Below are 21,379 nucleotides of genomic sequence, written 5' to 3'. Positions count from 1 at the left end.
CTGGTGACCTATCCGCTTCGGTAGAGCGTTCCAAACAGGATCCGAAAATCGAGCCAGAACGACGCAGTGCGGAGGTAGGCAGCATCCGTTTCGGCCAAAAGCTCCGGGTTCGACATGTCGATGCCCCTGATCTGGGCCAGGCCGGTTATGCCCGGCAGCGCCGCCAAAACCCCCAGCCGCCTGCGACACTCGATCAACTCCGTTTGGGTCGGCAGGCAGGGGCGCGGCCCGACCAGGCTCATTTCGCCCTTCAGGACGTTCCAGAATTGTGGCAGCTCGTCGAGCTTGAACTTCCGTAAGACCTTCCCGACCGATGTCACGGAATCCACCGGCGCCTCATGCGAGGGCAGTGACGGCGTCCCGACATACATCGTGCGCAACTTGTGGCAGCGAAAAAGCCGACCGTCACGGCCGACCCGCACCTGTGAAAAAATAGCCGGGCCCGGCGACGATGCCCGAACGGCAAGGACGGTGAGCGCCAAGACAGGAGATGTGGCCACCAGCAGCAGAGCCGCACCGGCAATATCGAAGATTTGCTTGGCTGCCTTCATGAACGGCCGATAGTGCTCCCTGCCGAAGTCCCGAGGCAACGCCGCAGGCAAATGCCGTCAATCCGGTCGAAGTAGCATGAGCCGATCTTTTGACCAAGCGTGCCACGCACTCGTGCCAATGTTCAGATGCGCCCCAGGACGAAAGCGAGATAGAGCCCCAGGTTTCCGGAAACGGTCTGCCGATAGACGCCGCTTTGGCGCAAGCCCGCCAAGCGCCGGAAAAGACCGCCGTTGCGCCCGCGGGTGAAAAGGTCGAGGCATGCCGTCGCGTCCTCGGTCAGGAGGTCGCGATTGAGGGCGAGACCGTCGAGGTTGAGGTCTGTCCAGCCGGCGAATTCCCCCTTGAACAGGCGGCCAAGCCGGGACACCCTTGCCTTCCAGGACACGTTGGCGCCGACCAGGTTCGCCGCGTGCTGCCGGTAGCGCACCAGCGGCCGCGGATCGTAGCGGACGATGCCGCCGGCGGCGGTCACGATGAGATAGGCCCACCAGTCATGGCTGACGAACCCGGTCCGCGTGGAGGCCCTGGCCAGCAGGTCGCGTGCCGCCGCGTTGAGCAGGATGGTGTTGCCGCCGGCGACGCTTTGCACAAGCGCGTTGCGAAAGGTTGGCGGCCGGGCAAACAGCGGCGAATGGCCGACAAGGCTTCCTGTTTCCGTCATGGTGGCGGTTCGCGAACAAAACATCAGCGGGGTTTTCGCATCCTGGGTCCGCATCCAGCTGATAGCGCTCTCCAGCCTGTCGGTCTCCCAGATATCGTCTTGGTCGCAGAAGGCATAGCAGTCCGCCTCAATGCGTCGGTCGACGATCATGGAGCGGAAATTGGCGGCGAAGCCTTGCCGCGGCCCCTCTACGAGCGTCATCCGACCTTTGGGCCGCCAGCGGGATTTCCATGTCTCGATGATGGCGGTCGTGCCATCGACGGAGCCATCGTCTGAAATCCACAGGTCGACCAGAGGGTGCGACTGCGCGAGCAGGGACTGCAGCTGTTCATCGATGAAGGCCGCGCCATCCTTCGTGCCCATCAGGACCGCGACGCGCAGATCTGCTTTGCTCACGACCAAGATCGCTTTCTGAATTCTGAACCGGGCCTAGCTCGCCTGCCCGGCCGTTTTCGGGATCGCGTCTTGACGTGCACTCTCCCTGGCCTTCTTGGCGCGGTCGAGACCTGCCAATGCGGCGAGCGCGGCAGCCTTATCCTGGTTTTTCGCCGACTGCTGCAGGGCCGAGAGCGCGACCTGGACATCCGACCATTCCACGACGTCCGTGCTGAGGCCGAAAACCTTCGAGATGCCGAGTTCGACGAGTTCCTCGTCTTCGCCATGCAGCGTTTCGTGAAGTTTTTCGCCCGGCCTGATGCCGGTGAACCGGATCGCAATGTCCTTGTATGGGCTCTTTCCGGACAAGCGGATCATCGTTTCGGCCACTTCAAGGATCGGCACCGGCTTGCCCATGTCGAGCATATAGACGGCATAATCGTGTCCGCTCTGCCGCGACGCGGCATCGGCCGCCGACATGATGACGAGATCGACGGCTTCGGCCACGGTCATGAAATAGCGCGTCATGCGCCGGTCGGTGATGGTGACGGGCCCCCCAGCCTCGATTTGCGCCTGGAATATGGTCGCCACCGAACCATTGCTGCCGAAGACATTGCCGAACCGCACTGCAATGAACTTGGTGGCCGGGTCACGCCCGCCCGTCTGGCCATGCAAGGCGCTGATGATCTGTTCGGCGGCCCGCTTCGTCATGCCAAGCACTGATGAGGGATCCACCGCCTTGTCGCTCGATATCAGGACAAATTGCGCAACCCCGCACTTGGCGGCAACTTCGGCGCAGACGAGCGTTCCGAAAATGTTGGTCTGGATGGCCGAATCCCAGTTCTCCTCGAGCAGCGGAACATGCTTGAGCGCCGCGGCGTGAAAGATGATGTCCGGCCGGAATTCCGTGACGACACGCGTTATCTGGCGCCGGTCCGCGACATCGACGATGCGGACCTTGAGCCGGTCATGGTCCTTCTCGTCAACATACTGGCTCAACTGGAAAATGCCGAACTCGGAGTTGTCGGCGACCAGCACCGCCTCGGCTCCCAGTTCCAGCGACCGCTTGACCAGCGTCTGGCCGATAGAACCGGCGCCGCCGGTCACCAGAACGCGTTTGCCGCTGACAAAGGCGCCGATGCGCTGGATGTCGGACGCGACCGCCGGACGGCGCAGGATCGTTTCCATCTCAACGGTGTCGAGAACCAGCTTTCCGTGCTGTTCCAACTCCGAAAGGCCTGAGAACTGCACCACATTTATGTCGCCGTGCCGGGCAACGCGGACGAGTTCCGAATACTCCTCGATCTCGTGCTCGGCGCCGCTGCCGAAAATCAGCAGGTCCAGGCTTTTGGTGCCGGTCGCATAGTCTTCCAGGACATCGATCAGGCGCGGCATGGCCGCCACCACGGGAACACCTTGAATCCGCGTGCCCAACGGTGCGCCGCGCTCGGTCGCCATGATGCCTGCGATGGAATAGTCCGCCGGTTGCGCCGTGCGCGTGAAGCGAATGATCAGGTCGGCCTCGTCGAGCCGGCCGACGAACAGGGCGCGCTTGGCCTGCCTGATGTCGGTCTTGCGGCTCAGAATCCCCCAGCTCGCGCCGTCACGCAGGAAGCGGTAGAACAGCCGGGGTGCCGAGATGATGGTGAAGGAGACAAGGAAGAAGACGATGAACTGACGCTCGTTGAGCCCCGCCACCGGCCGGTAAAACCGCAGCAGCAGCGACGCCACATAAAGAGTGAACGTCAAGATCGCGCAGCTCTTCAGGATGTTGAAAAAGTCCGGCGTCGAGGCGAAGCGCCAGACGGTGGTGTAGAGGCCACTGTAGCGGAACAGCAAATGGCTGATGACGACGATGCCCGCCCATGTCGCCAGACCCTCCTTGGAGAGCGCGTCGAACGAAAGATTAGACCGCGAAAGCACGAGGCTGAGCGCAACGGCGACCAGGACCATGACCACGTCCTGGACCATGATGAAGGCGCGCCGCATCTGTGGCCTGAGCCCGAACACAGCTTCGAGGTGGGAATTCATTGGACGGCACTAGACTCCAGGCTCAGGGGTATCGACACCAGCGAGGTGCGACACGAAGATACTTCGCGACCGATCACCTTACTCAAGTGCCATCCCCGGCCCCCGCCGTCCTGTATCGCATACTTCGGGGGCGAGGGCATAGCCAGAGGTTTTTTCGGGAAGAGGCGTCCAGTGGAGAACATGGATCTTGCTCGGGCGATTGCCGCAAAGTCAACATTACCAAACGCTAAATAAGCCACACAGCATCAGCATGCGTTCAGTTTTGCCGCAGTTGACTCTGCTCCCCACCGCGTTACGACGCAATGCGTTGCCATATGCCCATCGAAATGGCTATTAGAGACGGGCTTGGTGGTTCGCTATGGCCAGCGAAGAATAATGCGCCAGAACAACGGATTGCGATACTCCCAGCTATGATTGCGGCACTAAACGGCGCTTTTGACGACATCTCAAAGGCCATGAGATTACACCGGGTCTGGATTGCGCTTGCCCATGAGGACATCGGCGACCAACACAGACGCACGACGCTCGGCCCGCTTTGGATGCTGGTCAATTATTTCGCTTTCGTCGGCACTTTTGTCTTTGTTTTCGTGACCACCGACGCCAGCAACCCAAGCTATATAGCCTATGTAGCCATCGGCATGCTGGTCTGGTTCTATCTCACCGAAACCATTACCATGAGCGTGTCGCTCTTCCAGCGAGAAGCGAGCTTCATTCAAGGCACAACGCTGCCGTTGTTCGTCTATGTGATGCGATTGACGATGCAATGCATCATCAGAGCTGCTTATTCGTTGGCGGGTTGCATTCTTGTTCTGCTGCTGGGCGGTTACGGGATCAACACGAATTGGCTGCTATCGCTGCTGGGTCTGCTGCTCATCATCTTGGCAACGCCCGCATTCGTAACGGTTTTTGCGTTCTTGGGCGCTTTCTTTCCCGATAGTGAGTTCATCGTCGGGAATCTGATGCGGGTCGGCATGTTCTTCACGCCGGTCTTCTGGGTCTATAGCGGTCAGGAAGGCGTCCAAAAATATGCCTATCATTGGAATCCCTTCACCTATTTCCTGGAGGGCGTGCGTGAGCCGATCACGGCCGGCATATTTCCGACGCATGCGTTGGCCGTGGCTGGTTACATCAGTCTCGGCCTATGGGCTCTTGCGTTGCTGTTGCTGGGCCGTTATCGCAAACGCATCGTTTTCCTGATCTGAGTTCCATGACATCCATCCAACTGAACAATGTCAGCCTCGTTTATCGTCTGTTCGAAAAACTGACACTTTCGGCGCCTGGCCGGCGTCGCAGCGCTCTTGGCGGCAACATAGCCAAATCGGGTACCAAGCAGGTCGTGCAGGCGCTCGACGATGTCAGCTTCGAACTCAAGGCAGGCGACCGGTTGGGCCTTGTTGGCCCGAATGGCGCCGGCAAGACAACGCTGCTCAAGGTTCTATATGGAATCTATCAGCCGTCGGGTGGCACGATATCGATCGCGGGCAAGGTCGATGCCCTGTTCAACATCAACATAGGGTTTCGCCCCGAGGCCACCGGGCGCAGGAACATCGTGCTGAGAGGATTGATCAGCGGCTGGACGACGACCGAGATCGAAGAGAAGATGGAAGAAATAATCGATTTCAGCGAACTGGGTGACTTCATCGACCTGCCGTTCAAGGCGTACAGCCAGGGCATGGCGGCGCGCCTGGCATTTGCGGCGGCGACCACGCTCGAGCCCGAAATTCTGCTGATGGATGAATGGATCGGCGCCGGCGACGCATCCTTCCAGGAAAAAGCCAAACAACGGATGGACCAACTGGCGGAAAAGGCCGGCATCATCGTATTGGCCAGCCACGACGATGCGCTCATTGAGCGCGTTTGCACGAAGAAAATGACGCTTCGGGCTGGGCGGATCGAGTCCCTGGTTTAATCGAGTCCCTGGTTTAAAAGCGGCCTCGCATCAATTGGCTTGATATCCAAAGTTCTTCAGGTCCATGCCGTGAATGGCAGCCAGCCGGTCTTAAGAAAAAAGAGAAGAGGGTGGATTGTCAAAGCTTATCATCCAGATCCCATGCTTGAATGAGGAGGGGACACTCGCCGTCACGCTTGCAGACCTGCCGCGCCGGGTCGAGGGTTTCGACCAGGTAGAGTGGCTCGTGATCGACGATGGCTCCACTGACCGCACAGTGGAGGTTGCCCGGGAAAACGGTGTGGATCACGTGGTCTCGCTGCCCCACAATCAGGGGCTTGCCAAAGCCTTCATGACCGGCATTGAGACGGCGTTGAAGCTCGGCGCCGATGTTATTGTCAACACCGATGCCGACAACCAGTATGATGCCTCCTGCATTCCCGATCTCGTCCGCCCGATATTGGAGAAAAAGGCCCTGATCGTCGTCGGCGCAAGGCCGATCAGCGAGATAGAGCATTTTTCACCCGTCAAGAAATTTCTGCAAAAGCTTGGAAGCCTGGTCGTCAAGCTTGCCAGCGGCACGACGGTTCCCGACGCGCCGAGCGGTTTCCGTGCCATCCACCGCGACGCGGCGATACAGCTCAACGTCTTCAATCGCTACACCTATACGCTGGAAACGATCATCCAGGCGGGACGCAGGAACATTCCGATCACCTCGGTGCCGATCCGCGTGAACGGCGATCTCCGGCCCTCGCGGCTGGTCAAGAGCATACCAAGCTATGTGCGGCGCTCCCTGATAACGGTCGTGAGGATCTTTGTCGTCTATAGCCCGCTGCGCTTCTTCTCGGTGTGTGCGGCCATAGTCGCCACGCCGGGTTTGATCATGATCGCCCGGTTCCTTTTCCATTATCTAAGGGGTGAAGGCAGCGGCAACATTCAGTCGCTGGTTCTCTCCAGCGCCTTGCTTGCCCTTGCTGGCATCCTCGCCATGAGCGGTATCCTTTCCGAACTGATCGCGGTTAACAGGCAAATCCTCGAAGAAATCAGGATCAGGCAACTACAACAGGAATATGGTGGAAGGGCCAGAGTACGGTCATTTGCGGTCGAGCAAAAAGAGTCAAAAAGAATAAGAAAGATGGTCTAGGCGGGGGCGGTCATGTCAACCTGTGGCGTCCGCTTGGGCAATCTGCCAATAGACGTTTTGGTGAATTCGGTCTCGCGTATCCAGATGAATGACGATTCATTTTTGTCTGCCACTACTCTCTTTGGCGTTGCCGCCATGCGTGCAGGTGGGAAGGCGGCAGAATTGCCTTTCAAAAAATGCCAAGATTGAACATGGGGCGATCGCTAAAGGTTCTTTTGTGGGGCACCTATGACACCGGCAAGCCCAGAATTCGAATTTTGCGGAAAGGCCTTCGAGAGGCAGGAGTCAGGGTCGACGAACTGCATTTTCACGTTTGGCGCGGCATCGAGGACAAGAGCCAAGTCTCCTCGGTGTGGATTGCTTTTCGTATTATAGGAACAGCTGCGATTTGGTACCCCATACTTCTCTTTAGGTACATCTTCTCCGCCCGTCATGACTTCGTCGTGTGCGGCTATTTTGCTTATCTAGATGCCTTGCTAATCTGGCCGCTGGCGAAGCTGAGGCGTGAAAAGGTAGTCGTGGATGCGTTTCTTCCGATTTTTAACACCGTTGTTGAAGATCGGAAGTTGTTTAAGCCTGGCTCTCTCCCATCGCGCCTCATTCATTGGCTGGAGAGAATATCGCTCAGATCGGCGGACATTGTTCTGGTCGATACGAATGCGCATGGCAGATACTACATCGACACATTTTCGGTTGACCCGGGAAAAATAGTTAGGGCCTTTGTTGGAGTGGAGAGCGAGAATTTTGGCCCAAAGAATGCAGTCAGCTCCGGACATGTAGCCACGGTTTTGTTTTATGGGCAATTCATTCCACTTCATGGCATTGAAACCATAGTGGAAGCGGCTCGTTTGTTGTCCGGTGCCGCGATCAATTTTCGAATCGTCGGAACGGGTCAAGAGGCACCGAAAATTCGCCATATGATTGCAGAACGCAATCTTGGAAACCTCGATTGGACCGAGTGGGTCGAGTATGAAAAGCTCCAGAATGAAATTGAGAAAGCGACTGTCTGCCTGGGGATATTCGGGACGTCTGACAAATCGGGCAGAGTAATTCCGAATAAGGTCTTTCAGATAGTCAGTGCGGGCAAACCCCTTATCACTCGTGATTCTCCTGCCATTCGAGAGCTATTTGGAGACAGTCCGCCCAAAGGTGTAACTCTGGTCGAGGCGGGCAATCCGCAAGCACTGGCTCAAGCCATCGTTCACGCGATCGGGGCGACCGACACCGGGTATTCGGACAGGATCATTGCCGAAATTGCGCCTTTCAGAATCGGTCAGCGGTTGCGCGACGACTTATGCCAACGGATAGGAATTTGAATCGTGTTCAAGCATTTTCTTTACGGGACAGCAGCCCCCGAGTTGGGCTGGGTGCCGGCACCAAGATACATACTGCGCCGGTCACGAGTCCTTCATCATTTGAAGATCGGTAAAGGTCGGCGCTCCCTGGACATCGGATGCGGTGCCGGTGCGCTCCTGCTTGATTTATATGACCGCGGGTTCGAAGCTACAGGTCTTGAATCTGGGCCAGAAGCCGCGTCGGTTGCGAAAGCACTGGCTGTTCAAACAAGCATCAAGATCCTTTCTGATCCTGACCCGCAGTGGCGCGGCACTTTCGACGTGATTTCCGCCTTCGAGGTCCTGGAACACATCAAAGACGATCATGAGGCGCTCGGCATTTGGGTTTCATGGCTGAAACCGGGCGGCCTGTTTCTCGTATCCGTACCGTGCCATATGAAGCGCTGGACTGTCTCCGACGACTGGGCTGGCCATGTACGCCGCTACGAACGACAAGAACTAAAAGACCTTTTCGAGAAGGCGGGACTCGACATTGTCGTATTCGAATCCTACGGGTTTCCACTCGTAAATCTAGTTTCTGGCCGGCGTACCAAGTACTACCAGGCGGAAATGGACAAGCGAAGCGCAATCAAGGACCTCGATCAGAGTACGGCGTCTAGCGGCGTCGATAGGAGTGGCCTCACTGGCGTATTCAACAAGATGTGCACTTGGCCCGGTCTCATGGCTATGTGGTTATCAATCCAGTTGCAACGGCCGTTCCTGCGCACGGATTTGGGCGATGGATATTTCGTCGTAGGACGCTTTCGCGGTGACAAGTAATTTGTGGGCCGCAATTGGAAAACGCGCTGCGAGTTTCGTCGGTGCGGTACTCACGGTTGCGGCAATCGTTTACGTAGGCAGAGCCTTCTGGACTAACAGAAGCGTAGTCCTTTCGTGGCCACCGTCATTCTACTTTGAACCGCCATTTCTGACATCATTGCTGATGTACATGCTGAGCGTGATGTCCGGCGCTCTGGTCTTTGGAATGTTTGCAAAGGCGCTTGGTGCGCGTCTTCCACCGTCTCGCCTCCTGCATATTTTCCTTGTCTCCCAAATCGGGAAGTATCTCCCAGGCAATGTAGGTCAATACCTTGGCAGATTCTATCTGTCAGGGAAGCATGGCGTACTGCACAAAACGACAGCATCCATAATAATAATGGAGATCGTATCCGTTGTCGTATCGGCATTATTGGTAATTACCTGTTCGTCGCGGGCCATTGACTTCACCTTGCTGCCAACATGGATACGAAACGATGAGGCCGCCACAGTTTATGAATACAGAATTCCTATGATGTTTGCATTTCTGATGATTTTCGTCGGAGCAATCTTGATATTTGGAGAATTAAGAGAGAAACTTTCCGCCTTTTTTATATCCATCTTCTCTGGAGTGATTGGTTTTATTTTTCTTGCACTTAGTCTAAGCTACCTGCTCAAGGCCCTCGGCACGGATGCGGATTTTTCGAGCCTTGTTGTTTGGACATCGATCAGTTGGTTGCTGGGATTTGTTACCCCCGGCTCGCCTGCGGGCGTAGGCATTCGGGAGTATTTGCTTATACAGTTCCTGTCACCGGTCTACGGCGTCGGTTCAGCCACCACAGCAGCCTTGCTTTTTCGGATCATCTCTTGTGCCGGCGATTGCCTGCTAGCGTTGCTCGGCCTCTTGTTTGGCAGGTATGCCGCTACCCGCCTTGCGGAAGATAACAGTTAGCGCGCAGGTCACCAAAAGGGAAAAGTGCTTGGACACGCAATTGATGGGAACATCCGTGCAGGACAACCATGTACCGGGGCAGACGCCATTTTTGCGGCACATCATTTCGATGGCGCTTCTTTTCGTCCTCGTCCTGGGCATAGTGGGCGTCAATCCTTTTCGGCAAACGCTGGCGCCGATGGATCTGCTGTTGGCCTTTCCAGGATGGGACAATGCCGGGATTGACACTCCAGTTGTCAATTTGGAGCGTTCTGACATTTTGGATGCCCGGCTTCCAAACTGGCGGGAGTTCAGGCGAGAGTTGCGGGAAGGGCATATCCCGCTATGGAATCCACTCAATCAACTGGGTGCGGCCGGCATCCAGGTTCCGACTTACGAAGGCTTTTCAATACCCTTTCTGATCTATGCCCTCACGCCGAATGAGGCCATAGGGTACACGTTCGCGATTCTGACGAACTATCTCCTGGCTGCTTTCGGCACTTACTTTCTGCTTTTTTTCATGTTCAGGAATCGGACGGCAGCGGTTTTCGGCGCCATGGTATTCGCATTTTGCGGTTTCAACATCGCCTGGGCACATTGGCCGCATCTGACAACAAGCGCTCTTATTCCATGGGTTCTCGCCACTCAACTTCGATATTGGCAAACAGGCCGTTTGGGTTGGGCTCTGGGATTCTCGCTTAGCGTAGCCCTGATGGCATTGGCCGGCTTTCCGTTTGTGGCACTGCTTGGAACCATCTCGTCACTGATACTGGGGGTCGTAGTTCTCTTTGCCGACTTCAGGAGCATCGGCATCAGTCAGCTCCCGGTCAGGCGAATTATCGGACTAGGTTGCGCAGGCACGGCAGGTGCGTTCCTCGCCCTTCCCGGCCTTTTGCAAACTAAAGACATTCTCGATTCAACTGATTTGTCGAGCCGAACGGGCGGAACGGGATTCTCCCCCTACGACATCATCTATATGTTTGGCTCAGACTTCGTGGATCATCTAGGCGTTGAGCGCACTTTTTCGGCCGGAATACCGGCCGCCCTTCTTACCATTTTTGCAATATATATCATTTTTAAGGCACGCAATCGATTTGCCGTCTTCGGACTAATCATTGCGATATTCACAATGGCAACTGCATTTGGCGCAGCCCCTGCCGCACTCGTTAAACTAATACCTGGATTTGACCTAAACATTTGGAGTAGGGCATCTATATTATTTGGATTATCATTAGCCATACTCTCTTCCTATTCGATCCATTACATATCTCCCACATCATCAAAATACGAGCCCTACTACAAATCACATATCGTTCTGTTCATATGCCTACTTCAGGCAATTAATCTCGGCTACTGGTTCAGGCAAACCAATGCGAGACCCGACATCGAGACATTCTTCCCAGAAACTCCGTCAATATCGTATGTCTTGTCTAAAATTCTTCCTGGTCAAAGCATTGTTTCCGATGACAGCTTTCTTGGGTCTGGTTCTTTGTCGAACTATCGGTTGCCAGAGTTATTTGCTCATGGCTTTCGCACCGACGCTCAAAAGAAGATAGCTCAGGACATCGCGCCTTCTTATCAGACAACATATACCGCCTCCGTCATTCAATGCTCCGACATTAATTTCTCCAGCCGAGGAATTACCTATGCTGCTGTCCGCTTCTTCCTCGTCAGAAGTGGATGCGCCACCGAATTGGCATATGAAACGTCTGGCATTGGCCAGAGACCCACTCTCCCCCTTAACAACGGTGCCCTCAAAGGTAACTTGGTAATTGACAAGCCCATGAGTGCGACGAGCGTGCAGGTGTTATTGGCAACATATAATGAGGGCTACGCCCCCTCTGCATTGATATTTGACCTTTACAAAGATGAACTTCTCGTGGCTCACGCTGAATTACCGCCGGAGGCGATACGTGACAACCAATTCGCCACCTTCGGTTTCAACAAGGACGTTCCTCTTTTGGCCGGAACGTATCGGTATGTCATTTCAATGACCAAACCCGACAGCCAAAAGATGCTCAGTGCATGGGCCTTCGAAACCGCCGGCGGGGCAACCTATCAGGTTGGATCGAGTGTATTTCCCGGCATCCCAAAAATTAAAGTTATTGAAAAAACCCACCTTCCCCAAAATTTTTCGATCACGCCGGTAGAGATGGGCATTGACGTCGTCGAGAACCACGCGGTTCTAGGCTCCGGCTACTATGTGCGCGAACTAGACGGGCAACCGGAAGCAGATTTTGGCTCCGTGCGCCTTGCAACGTATCGACCGGATGACGTGACAGTGGAATATTCAGGCGCAACACATGGATGGGTCGTTTTCCCCATCCGTACCAATAAATATTGGCGAGCCACATTGGATGGGAAGCCCGTAGAGCTAAAAAAGTTTTTAGATTTTTTTCCTGCCGTCGAGGTGAGCGGGCGGAGCAAAATTCAATTCTATTACGATAGCAGTCACCTGCTGAAAACCCTGGAGCTTTGCATTGCGGGCTTTGCAGCCTCGGTCCTTCTCCTAATCACGTTGAATGGCAGGACCTCCAGGTCCCAACCAGGCACATGAATGTGCTTATCCCTTACCTCCGTTTTGCCGCCTCCCACTATGGTCGCAACTGCGCATCGTTGAAATGGACGCGTAACAAGTGTCGGAGCGCAGATTCTGGATTGCATTGGATGAAACAACACAACTTCAGAAGAACCTCGTATCATAGCTCCCGGGACATCAGCTTAGCGAGAAATCTTCGCGCCCTCTGGTCAAGTTCGGCGAATAGAAGGGATCACGCTCGATGATCTCTTTCCATCGTCTTTGCATATACGCAATTTCTCTGCTGAAACGTTCCATTTTCTCCGGGGCGGCATCAATGCCGCGCGAGACGCTTTCGAGATGGTAAAGCTCGGCATAGGGCGTCCAGACGTTTGAATAGCCGGCTTCCCCGACTTTCAGACAAAGGTCTACATCGTTGAAGGCTACCGTCAGGTCCACCTCGTTGAGACCACCAACTTCTTCAAACACGCTTTTGCGGATCAGGAGACAAGCTGCCGTAACAGCGGAGAGATTCTGCAGAGCCTTCAACCTGTAAAAATATCCCGGATGATCGCGCGGGAAATCCTTGTGCGAATGGCAAGCGACGCCGCCCAATCCGACAATCACACCGCCATGCTGAATCGTATCATTGGCATAGTAGAGCTTGGCGCCGACGCAACCCACATCCGGCTGAACGGCCCAGGAGACCATTTCCGTCAACCAGTCCGGTGAGATTACCTCGATGTCGTTGTTGACGAGGCCGATGATCGAGCCCTTCGCTTTTCCCACGGCGAAATTGTTGATCGCGGAATAATTGAACGGCTTGTCGTAACGGAGCACACGAACATTCTTCGCATTCTTCAGCTCGCTGAAATAAGCAAGCGTTTCCTCCTCCACCGAGCCATTGTCGACCACCAGAATCTCGTAATTCCCGTAGGTGGTCTTTTCGCGGATGGACTCCACACAGTTGCGAAGAAGCTCGACCTTGTCGCGCGTTGGCACGATCAGACTTACAAACGGCTGCGGTTCGGGGACGAAAAAATGAAGGCGGTAACAGGGTGTGCCAGGACCTTCCTCAGCTTTCGCCGGAATATCCATGCGTTCGACATGTTCTTCCAGCGCACGCAACCCAGCCACATAGGCGTAGCTCTTTTGCGAGCCATCGAGCGCCGTCGAGCCTTCCACCGCACGCCAGTGGTAGAGCACTTTCGGAATGTGCCGAATTCTCTCAGGGGCTATGCGCTCGAAGACGCGCAGATTTAGGTCATAGTCCTGGCTGCCCTCGAAGCCGGGGCGCCAGCCGCCGACGGCGCGGATATTTTCCGCCCGGTGCACGGTGAGGTGATTCAGATAGTTCTGTGAGCGGAAAAGCTCCCGCGAGAAATCCGGCTTGAAACAGGGGTCATAGCGCCTGCCTTCCGCATCGATCTTGTCTTCGTCGCTGTAGAGCAGTTCTGCATCAGGATGATGATCGACTTCCAGCACGATTTCGGCCAGCGCATGCGGACGCAGAAGATCGTCATGGTCGAGCAATGCGACCCACTCACCGGTGACCAGTTCCAACGCAGAATTGGATGCATGCGAGATATGGCCATTCGTGTCGCGAAAAACGATTTTGATGCGCGGATCGTGGTTCGCATATTCGTTCAAAACGCGCCGCATATACGGTTTCGTCGAGCAATCGTCCGCTATGCACAACTCCCAGTTCTCATAGACCTGGGCGCGGACGCTGTCGATCGCTTCCCGCAAGAGCTTCTCCGGGGTGTTGTAGACCGGCATCAGCACTGAAATAAGCGGCTTGTTTTCCAACTGGGCCAATCGTTGCCTCAAATCCGCAACGTCGTGTTCCGTTGGCGTATCGTTGAGCGCGATCCACTTCTCGTACGTAACGCTGCCCGGTGGACCTAGCGCTTCCTTCGACCGGAGCATGGCCGCAAATCCCCGAAGGCCGCTTTGCCTCCAGATCTTTATGCCACGAGCCGCAGACCGCACGAGCGTGCCAGGGTTTTTCACCTGGCGGGCGACGACTCTCCCAATGAGGGACGCATAATATTCAATCCGGCCGAGCCGACGCAGCCGCACACGGCCAATAGCAATCTTGACAGAGCCTTCACCCGGATCGACACGCAGTTTTTGAGCACCGGCCTCAAGCGAAAACACGGCCACGGCCGGGCTCTTCCCGTTCGAACGAAAACTCAGATCGATCCGCTCAATCTCGTTGTAGCCCTTGCCACTGTCGACATAAAGGTACGCGTCAGTCAACGCGTTCGAGCCGGCCGGAACACGTGCGCTGATTTGGTAGTGCCCAGGAACCAGGGGGCCAAAGCCCGGCCACAGGAGCTCAAACTGCGGATCCTCACCCGCTATTGTCCACTCCGTGGCACCCTTGCCCGATGGCACAGCCTCCAAATGGTGAACTGGATGCAACACGACAGTCCGTCCGGCATAGAAAATTGCCTTGTTCGGAAGTGACAGAAGTCTCCGCAGGATCGATCGGTAACGCCAGGTTCGGCTGCTGTGAATCAGCTCGATTTCGTGCTTCAACACGGCCATCTGCTGATTGCTTTCCCCCACCCTATGCTCAAGCACCGCGATATCCTCGTCCTTTGCCGCGAGATTCGTGTTGGCCAGTTCCAGAGCTTGCGTGACCGCACGGAGTTGCTCGCGGTCGATCGTCAGCGCGGCGATCTCGTTTTCGCGCTGTTCGACCTGTCGCCGCCACTGCGCTTCCGCCTGTCCCACCGCATCGGCCGTATTGCCGCGCTGGGCAACCGCCTGGCCAAGATGGGCGAAGGCGGTTCGTACAGCCTCCCGGCAATGATCTTGTTCACCGGCGGCGAAAAGTCCCTCGACCGCTTTCGGGTAGCTGTCGCCAATCCCCAAGACGCCCAGGCCATGCCCATGCAGGAACTCGAAATGCGGCCGACCCGCCGAGACCTCACCCCAAAGTCGATAGACTCCGAAGTCGCGTTCATGCACGTTCGTGTCGTGAAAGAGCACTATGGCATTCCGCGTAAGTTTCGGCCGCCAGTTTTCGAAGTCATGGCGAACGGCGTCGTAGGTGTGCAGTCCGTCAATGTGCAACAGGTCGATGCTTTCATCCTCGAAATGGTCAACAGCCGCGTCGAAAGTCGACCGCACGAGACTCGAGAAGGCCGCATACTTTGGAGCGTGGTAGGTGGCCAGATCGGTATAGACCCGCTCATCGTAAAAGCCGGCATGCTCGTCACCCTTCCAGGTGTCGATCGCATAGCAACTGCAGGGGAGACGCAGCAGCTCGATGGCTTGGCAGGCGGCACAATAGGAGACACCGGTGTGCGTGCCAAGCTCGACGAACCGATGCGGCCGGAACGCATCGACAAGCCAGAACATGAATGGAACGTGCTCGATCCATGCGGACGGAGCATCGAGGTCAGGGAATCGGAATGCCGTCGAAGTGAAAGGAATCATCGCGGTCTTTCAAGTCCAGGCAAGCGCGTTGTTCCCGAAGGGCAAGGGCATCGTCAAGCACACCGAAGAAGCCGGCGCACCACCGCTTCCGTCGATTGCCGCCAGTCCGGTGCATTCCAGCCGAACGCCGCCGCGAATTTCGCGCTCGACAGCCGGGAATTGGCGGGGCGGCGCGCCTTGGTTGGGTAGTCCATCGTAGCAATGTCCCGTACCCGCGCCCAGGGACCACCCAACACGCGGCTTGTGTCGAGGATATGGCGGGCAAAGCCGCTCCAGTTGGCCTCGCCGGTTCCGGCCAGATGATAGATGCCGGATGTGGCGGCGCCCTCGTGCAACTGTGCCGCCGCATGCAGGATTGCGTCGGCGATATCAAGTGCCGATGTTGGATTTCCCCATTGATCGGCCACCACCGCGATCTCGTCACGGTCGGCGGCCAGCCGCAGCATGGTTTTCACGAAATTCTTGCCGAACGGGCTGTAGACCCATGCCGTGCGCAGGATCAGATGGCGCGGATTGGCTGCTGCAACCGCCTGCTCGCCGGCAAGCTTGGAGGCGCCATAGACGCCGGCTGATGCGGTCGCGTCGGTCTCGACATAGGCCGCGTCCTTGGTGCCGTCGAAGACATAGTCGGTCGAAAGATGGATGACGGGAACGCCCAGGCGGGCCGCGGCTTGCGCCACCTTGCCGGCGCCGACGGCGTTCACCGCGAATGCCAGATCGGGCTCGTCCTCGGCCTGATCCACCGCCGTGTAGGCGGCAGCCGATACGACGATATCAGGCTTCGCGGCCGCGATGGCTTCGATCACCGTGTCGGGTCTTGCAAGGTCGAGTTGCGGACGGCCAATGGCGATGACCTCAACGCCGGCACGCCCCTGGCCGGCCTCCAGAAGGCTTGCCGCGACCTGGCCGTCGCGTCCGGTGACAACGAGCCTCACGCCGCCCCCTTGCGTGCTTCGCCCAGCCGTTCACCGGCATAGCGCTGCTCGCGGATCGGTCCCCACCACCATGTGTTGTCGAGAAACCAGTCGACGGTCTTGGCGAGGCCGCTGTCGAAATTCTCATTGGGCGCCCAGCCCAGGTCCCGGCCTATCTTCGAGGCGTCGATGGCATAGCGGCGATCGTGACCGGGGCGGTCGGTGACAAAGGAAATCAGGTCGCGATAGCTCTTGCCCCCTGCCCGCGGCCGCCTGCTGTCGAGCAGATCGCAAATCGTCTCGACGACGCCAAGGTTCGTCCGCTCGGAATTGCCGCCGACATTGTAGCTTTCGCCCGGCAGTCCCCTGGTCGCGACAAGTTCCAGCGCGCGCGCGTGATCCTCGACGAACAGCCAGTCGCGCACATTGGTGCCGGCGCCATAGACCGGCAGCGGCTTTTCATCGAGCGCATTGAGGATGACCAGCGGGATCAGCTTTTCGGGAAAGTGATAGGGCCCGTAATTGTTCGAGCAATTGGAAAGCACGACCGGCAGGCCATAGGTTTCGTGCCAGGCCCGTACCAGATGGTCCGAGGCCGCTTTCGAGGCGGAATAGGGCGAGGATGGCGCGTAGGGCGTTTCCTCGACGAACATGCCGCCGTCGAAGGGAAGATCGCCGAACACCTCATCGGTCGAGACATGATGGAAGCGGAAATGGCTCTTCCTGTCTTCGGGCAGGCCGCGCCAGTATTCCAGCGCGGCATTGAGCATCTTGTAGGTGCCGACGATGTTGGTCTCGATAAAGGTGCCCGGCCCATCGATCGAGCGGTCGACATGGCTCTCGGCGGCAAGGTTCATGACGATGTCGATATCGTCGCGCCGGAGGATGTCGAGCACGGCCCTTTCGTCGCAGATGTCGGCCTGCGCGAAGCGATAATTGTGTGCATTCTCGATCGGCCGCAGCGAGGCCAGGTTTCCCGCATAGGTAAGCTTGTCGAGATTGGTCACCCGATAGGCCGGGTTGGCGCATAGATGCCGGCACACCGCGGAACCGATAAAGCCCGCACCGCCCGTCACCAGAAAATTCATGCCGCTGTCCTCACGTAATCCATCAGGCGAACACCTCGGCGGCAGCCAGTAGCGGCGCCTTGAGGTCCTTGTCCGAGAGTTGGAACCCGCCGGTCAATGACGGCCATTCGATGCCGATGTCGGGATCGTCGAAACGGATCGACCGGTCATGCGCCTGCGAATAGGTGTCGGTCACCTTATACAGGACCTCGGTGTCGGGCACGAGCGTCACGAAGCCATGCGCGAAGCCTTTCGGCACCAGAATCTGGTTGCCCTTTTCGGCCGACACTTCGAGAGCGACCCATTTTCCGAATGTTTTCGAACCGCGGCGAATGTCGACGGCCACATCGAGAATGCTGCCCCGGATGACGCGCAGCAGCTTGTCCTGCGCGCGCGGCGCAAGCTGATAATGAAGCCCTCGCAAGACGCCCGCCGCGGCGGAATAGGAATGATTGTCCTGCACGAAAGCCAGGTCTATGCCGGCCTGCGAAAAGCGCTCGGCATTGTAGGTTTCCACGAAGAAGCCGCGCGCGTCGCCATGTCGCTTCGGAACGATTTCCAGCACGCCATCGATGCCAAGGGGCCTGACCTCCAACGCCTAGCCCTCCGACAGGTCGACGACACGCCGGCGCAGATAGGCGGCATATTCATTCTTGCCCAGGTGGTCGGCGCGACGCAGAACCTGGTCCACTGTCAGCCAACCCTGTTCAAAGGCGATCTCTTCGGGACAGGCGACCTTGATGCCCTGGCGGTGCTCGATGGTGCGCACGAATGACGAGGCCTCATGCAGGCTGTCATGCGTGCCGGTGTCGAGCCAGGCAAAGCCGCGCCCCAACCGATGCACATGCAACTGGCCGCGCTCGAGGTAGACGTTGTTGACTGCCGTGATCTCGAGCTCGCCGCGCGCCGAGGGACGGATGGCAGGGGCGATGTCGACGACGTCGTTGTCATAGAAGTAGAGACCGGTGACCGCCCAGTTGGATTTCGGCACCTGCGGCTTTTCCTCGATCGTCAGCGCCGTTCCCGTGGCCTTGTCGAAGGAAACCACGCCATAACGCTGGGGATCCTCGACATGATAGGCGAACACCGAAGCGCCCTTTTCGCGCGAGGCAGCGTCGCGGCAAAGCTGCGACAGCCCATCGCCGAAATAGATGTTGTCGCCGAGGATCATCGACACGTTGTCCTTGCCGATGAAATTGCGGCCGATGATGAAGGCCTCCGCCAGCCCGTTGGGCTGCGGTTGCTCGGCATAGGACAGGTCGAGGCCGAACTCCGATCCATCGCCAAGCAGATCGCGAAAAACCGGCAGGTCACGCGGCGTCGAAATGATCAGAATTTCCCGGATACCCGCGAGCATCAGAACGCTCAGCGGATAATAGATCATCGGCTTGTCGTATATCGGCAGAATTTGCTTAGAGACTGCTAATGTTAGTGGATAAAGACGCGTTCCACTGCCTCCAGCAAGGATAATTCCTTTCAAGAAGCTCTCCTTGACATGCCTGAACCCCCCGGCCCCAGCCGCCCGTGCTTAGGTTCCATGCAATGGCTTGTCAATCTCGGCGTTCGGCAAACGACCGGGTCACGGTCCAGCGCCAATCCATGGCCAATTCCAGGCGACGCATTGCTATCGTCTTGCCAAGGCCGGCCTGACGGGAACAAGCAGATTGTCATCATGGGCCTCGGTCGACTCGCCTCTCTGGCTTAACCGCCCAGCGAATCCCTTGTGAAAGATGATGCCATTCATATAGGCGAAAGTCATCGCAAGCGCCGCCGTTCGCATGGGATAATCGACCAGGGAATGAACGAGCAGAAACGATACTGAGAGAAATGCCATTTTCTGCAGCGGATCTCGCCGTGCCGCAAGGGAAAACGCAAAAAGCAATACCGAGTAGGCCGCGACCAGAAAGACAACAGGCGCGCCACCTTCAAGTGCCAATTCCAGATAATCATTGTGGGCGTGATTGACGTAGGGCTTGAAGATCATCTCTCCCTTTTCGTAAATCTGGTAGACCTTCGGAAAACTGCCAAAGCCGACGCCCGTCGCCCAGTTCTCTTCAATTCCCGCGATCGTCGTGCGGGCAAATTCGGCCCGTCCAAAGGCCGGGTCAACCACTTCCGCATCGATCTTCGTCCACGCCCCGATGGTGTAAAGCGAAAGCCCGATGAAGACAGCGGGTATTCCATACCCGCCCAGCCTCGAGCGCGCGGACAGAAAGACGACAGATACTATGGTGATCGCCAGCCCTATCAGAATACCGGCGCGCGAACCGGCGGCCAGAAGCAGCAGCAGCAGCGTTATCAAGCCGAGCGACCCGGACAGAAGGTGCCCGCGAAACAGGCCATAGTAGACAACGAAGGGGATGGAGACGAAGAGCAAAGCTGAAAAATGGTTCTGGTTGGCAAACAGTCCCGCATTGATCGTGAACGGCAGCAAACCCTGTATGGCAACCGTGTCGGAGAGCGAATACTGGATCGCCGCAGCCAATCCGTTACAGATGACACCCATCAAAAAGAAGGGCAGAAGACCGTAGACCTGATCTGGGCGCAGGCGGGTGACGCTCAGAAAGAATGCAGCCATCGCCACGAAGTACAACAGACACTCGATCGTACGTCCCACGCCGACACTGACGAAACGCAGCCCCGTTTCACCGCTCAGCCATGGATTTGTGCCGCAGACTTAGAGCCTTTACCGCTTATTTCGGCCGTACCAAGTTCCCTTGCCGGTTCCATGTTGAGCCAGATGGTTCGCTTCCACCAGAGCGGCTAGGTGTTTTTTGACGGTGTTTCGGTTTGCGCCTGTCAGGTTGACGATCTCGCTGATGGTTATGCGCCCGCGGTCCTTGATGGCTTCAACAATCTGAAAAGAGAGTTCGGGCAAAGTGCCGAGCACAAGGCGTTCCCGCTCGAATTTTTTCTCAAGCCGCCGCTTTTGCTGTTGAAGAGCGCGCAGGAAATACACAGCCCATGGCTGCCAATTGGGGTTCGGGCTGCGGATCGTCCTCTGAGTCTGGCGTAGCGCCAGATAGTAGCCTCCCTTGCTGTTCTCAATCACGCTTTCGAGGGAAGAGTAAGGCACATACGCATATCCGTTGCGCATCAGCAGGAGCGTCGTCAGAACGCGCGACAGCCGTCCGTTCCCGTCCTGGAATGGGTGTATCTCCAGAAACACCACCGTGAAGATTGCAACGACGAGCAGAGGGTGCAGGCTTTGCTCGCTGAGTGTGTTGCGAGTCCACTCGACAAGCTCCTTCATCCGCTTGGGTGTATCGAAGCGCGTCGCCGTTTCGAAGATGACGCCAATCTCTTTCCCCTCGGCATCGAACGCACTGACATTGTTGGCGAGTGTCTTATATGCGCCGCGATGGCGCTCGTCCTTGTTGCTGAACGCCAGCAGGTCACGGTGTAGTTGTGTCAGGTGGTTTTCGGTCAGATCAATCGCATCGAAATGCGCGAAGATCATTTCTATGACCTGTGCATATCCGGCGACTTCCTGCTCGTCTCGGGATTCAAAGAATTTGATGTCGAGGTTGGCGAGCAGCCGCTCTACTTCGCCGTCAGTGAGCCTGCTTCCTTCGATACGGGTAGAAGAGCCAATGCTCTCGATGGTCGCAACGCGGCGCAGAGCCGATAGGCGCTGTGGCGCGAGCGCTCCCAGCGCTCGCCAAGCCCCTTTGAATTCTTCGATCTCCGAGACCAAGGCAAGGATTTCGGGGGTAATTTGCAAGGAACCTACCTTCAGAGCCATACCCAAAAAGATA

The 21,379-nt window shown here is 57.0% G+C and carries 17 protein-coding genes; 7 read left to right on the top strand and 10 right to left on the bottom strand.

What is annotated here, in order from left to right:
- Positions 1-8: 8 nt before the first annotated feature.
- From NKJ04_RS19990 to NKJ04_RS19980, 3 genes are all read right to left on the bottom strand, one after another.
- Entirely contained in the window at positions 9-551 is a 543-nt protein-coding gene (locus NKJ04_RS19990) for a sugar transferase (RefSeq protein ID WP_023808522.1), read from the bottom strand.
- A gap of 122 nt (positions 552-673) precedes the next feature.
- A complete protein-coding gene (locus tag NKJ04_RS19985) occupies positions 674-1,609 on the bottom strand; it encodes a glycosyltransferase family 2 protein (protein WP_352677154.1) in 936 nt (311 codons plus the stop codon).
- Positions 1,610-1,642: 33 nt separating this feature from the next.
- A complete protein-coding gene (locus NKJ04_RS19980) occupies positions 1,643-3,619 on the bottom strand; it encodes an SDR family NAD(P)-dependent oxidoreductase (RefSeq protein WP_352677153.1) in 1,977 nt (658 codons plus the stop codon).
- Positions 3,620-3,933: 314 nt separating this feature from the next.
- Here NKJ04_RS19980 and NKJ04_RS19975 point away from each other — a divergent pair, with 314 nt between their 5' ends.
- From NKJ04_RS19975 to NKJ04_RS19945, 7 genes are all read left to right on the top strand, one after another.
- Positions 3,934-4,821: an ABC transporter permease gene (locus NKJ04_RS19975; RefSeq protein WP_352677152.1), complete on the top strand. Its 888-nt coding sequence runs from the start codon at positions 3,934-3,936 to the stop codon at positions 4,819-4,821.
- Positions 4,822-4,955: 134 nt separating this feature from the next.
- Positions 4,956-5,528 carry an ABC transporter ATP-binding protein gene (locus NKJ04_RS19970; protein ID WP_352677151.1) on the top strand — a complete coding sequence of 191 codons (573 nt, stop codon included), beginning with the start codon at positions 4,956-4,958 and terminating at the stop codon, positions 5,526-5,528.
- 115 nt (positions 5,529-5,643) lie between these two features.
- Entirely contained in the window at positions 5,644-6,651 is a 1,008-nt protein-coding gene (locus NKJ04_RS19965; protein WP_352677150.1) for a glycosyltransferase family 2 protein, read from the top strand.
- 176 nt (positions 6,652-6,827) lie between these two features.
- Positions 6,828-7,967: a glycosyltransferase gene (locus NKJ04_RS19960; protein WP_352677149.1), complete on the top strand. Its 1,140-nt coding sequence runs from the start codon at positions 6,828-6,830 to the stop codon at positions 7,965-7,967.
- Between the two features lie 3 nt (positions 7,968-7,970).
- Positions 7,971-8,765: a class I SAM-dependent methyltransferase gene (locus NKJ04_RS19955; RefSeq protein ID WP_352677148.1), complete on the top strand. Its 795-nt coding sequence runs from the start codon at positions 7,971-7,973 to the stop codon at positions 8,763-8,765.
- Entirely contained in the window at positions 8,755-9,693 is a 939-nt protein-coding gene (locus tag NKJ04_RS19950) for a lysylphosphatidylglycerol synthase domain-containing protein (RefSeq protein ID WP_502897951.1), read from the top strand. Before NKJ04_RS19955 ends, NKJ04_RS19950 begins: the two co-directional genes overlap by 11 nt.
- 28 nt (positions 9,694-9,721) lie before the next feature.
- Positions 9,722-12,229: a hypothetical protein gene (locus tag NKJ04_RS19945; RefSeq protein ID WP_352677146.1), complete on the top strand. Its 2,508-nt coding sequence runs from the start codon at positions 9,722-9,724 to the stop codon at positions 12,227-12,229.
- 159 nt (positions 12,230-12,388) lie between these two features.
- Here NKJ04_RS19945 and NKJ04_RS19940 read toward each other — a convergent pair whose 3' ends face one another.
- The 7 genes from NKJ04_RS19940 to NKJ04_RS19910 form a co-directional block, all read right to left on the bottom strand.
- Positions 12,389-15,562, bottom strand: a complete 3,174-nt coding sequence (locus NKJ04_RS19940) for a glycosyltransferase (protein ID WP_352677145.1) — start codon at positions 15,560-15,562, stop codon at positions 12,389-12,391.
- Positions 15,563-15,693: 131 nt separating this feature from the next.
- Positions 15,694-16,575 (bottom strand): dTDP-4-dehydrorhamnose reductase, encoded by an 882-nt coding sequence (rfbD, locus tag NKJ04_RS19935; protein ID WP_352677144.1) that lies wholly within the window; start codon positions 16,573-16,575, stop codon positions 15,694-15,696.
- Complete coding sequence (gene rfbB, locus NKJ04_RS19930; RefSeq protein ID WP_352677143.1) at positions 16,572-17,642, bottom strand: dTDP-glucose 4,6-dehydratase; 1,071 nt, start codon at positions 17,640-17,642, stop codon at positions 16,572-16,574. Before rfbB ends, rfbD begins: the two co-directional genes overlap by 4 nt.
- Positions 17,643-17,664: 22 nt before the next feature.
- On the bottom strand, positions 17,665-18,216 hold the full coding sequence (gene rfbC, locus NKJ04_RS19925; RefSeq protein ID WP_023808534.1) for a dTDP-4-dehydrorhamnose 3,5-epimerase: 552 nt from the start codon (positions 18,214-18,216) through the stop codon (positions 17,665-17,667).
- 3 nt (positions 18,217-18,219) lie between these two features.
- Positions 18,220-19,101: a glucose-1-phosphate thymidylyltransferase RfbA gene (gene rfbA / locus NKJ04_RS19920; protein WP_224696618.1), complete on the bottom strand. Its 882-nt coding sequence runs from the start codon at positions 19,099-19,101 to the stop codon at positions 18,220-18,222.
- Between the two features lie 144 nt (positions 19,102-19,245).
- Entirely contained in the window at positions 19,246-20,205 is a 960-nt protein-coding gene (locus NKJ04_RS19915; protein ID WP_352677168.1) for an O-antigen ligase family protein, read from the bottom strand.
- A gap of 102 nt (positions 20,206-20,307) precedes the next feature.
- Complete coding sequence (locus NKJ04_RS19910) at positions 20,308-21,366, bottom strand: Fic family protein (protein WP_352677142.1); 1,059 nt, start codon at positions 21,364-21,366, stop codon at positions 20,308-20,310.
- Positions 21,367-21,379: the final 13 nt, after the last annotated feature.

This window comes from Mesorhizobium sp. M0618 (genome assembly GCF_040320765.1).
In the GTDB taxonomy this organism is placed as follows: domain Bacteria; phylum Pseudomonadota; class Alphaproteobacteria; order Rhizobiales; family Rhizobiaceae; genus Mesorhizobium.
This window is presented reverse-complemented; position numbering and strand designations above follow the sequence as displayed.

Excerpts from the sequence above, each read along its gene's own strand:
- NKJ04_RS19975 (WP_352677152.1), top strand. The coding sequence starts at position 3,934 with ATGCCCATCGAAATGGCTATTAGAGACGGGCTTGGTGGTTCGCTATGG.
- NKJ04_RS19960 (WP_352677149.1), top strand. The coding sequence starts at position 6,828 with ATGCCAAGATTGAACATGGGGCGATCGCTAAAGGTTCTTTTGTGGGGC.
- rfbB (WP_352677143.1), bottom strand. The coding sequence starts at position 17,642 with ATGAATTTTCTGGTGACGGGCGGTGCGGGCTTTATCGGTTCCGCGGTG.
- NKJ04_RS19940 (WP_352677145.1), bottom strand. The coding sequence starts at position 15,562 with ATGTTCTGGCTTGTCGATGCGTTCCGGCCGCATCGGTTCGTCGAGCTT.
- NKJ04_RS19910 (WP_352677142.1), bottom strand. The coding sequence starts at position 21,366 with ATGGCTCTGAAGGTAGGTTCCTTGCAAATTACCCCCGAAATCCTTGCC.
- NKJ04_RS19990 (WP_023808522.1), bottom strand. The coding sequence starts at position 551 with ATGAAGGCAGCCAAGCAAATCTTCGATATTGCCGGTGCGGCTCTGCTG.
- NKJ04_RS19980 (WP_352677153.1), bottom strand. The coding sequence starts at position 3,619 with ATGAATTCCCACCTCGAAGCTGTGTTCGGGCTCAGGCCACAGATGCGG.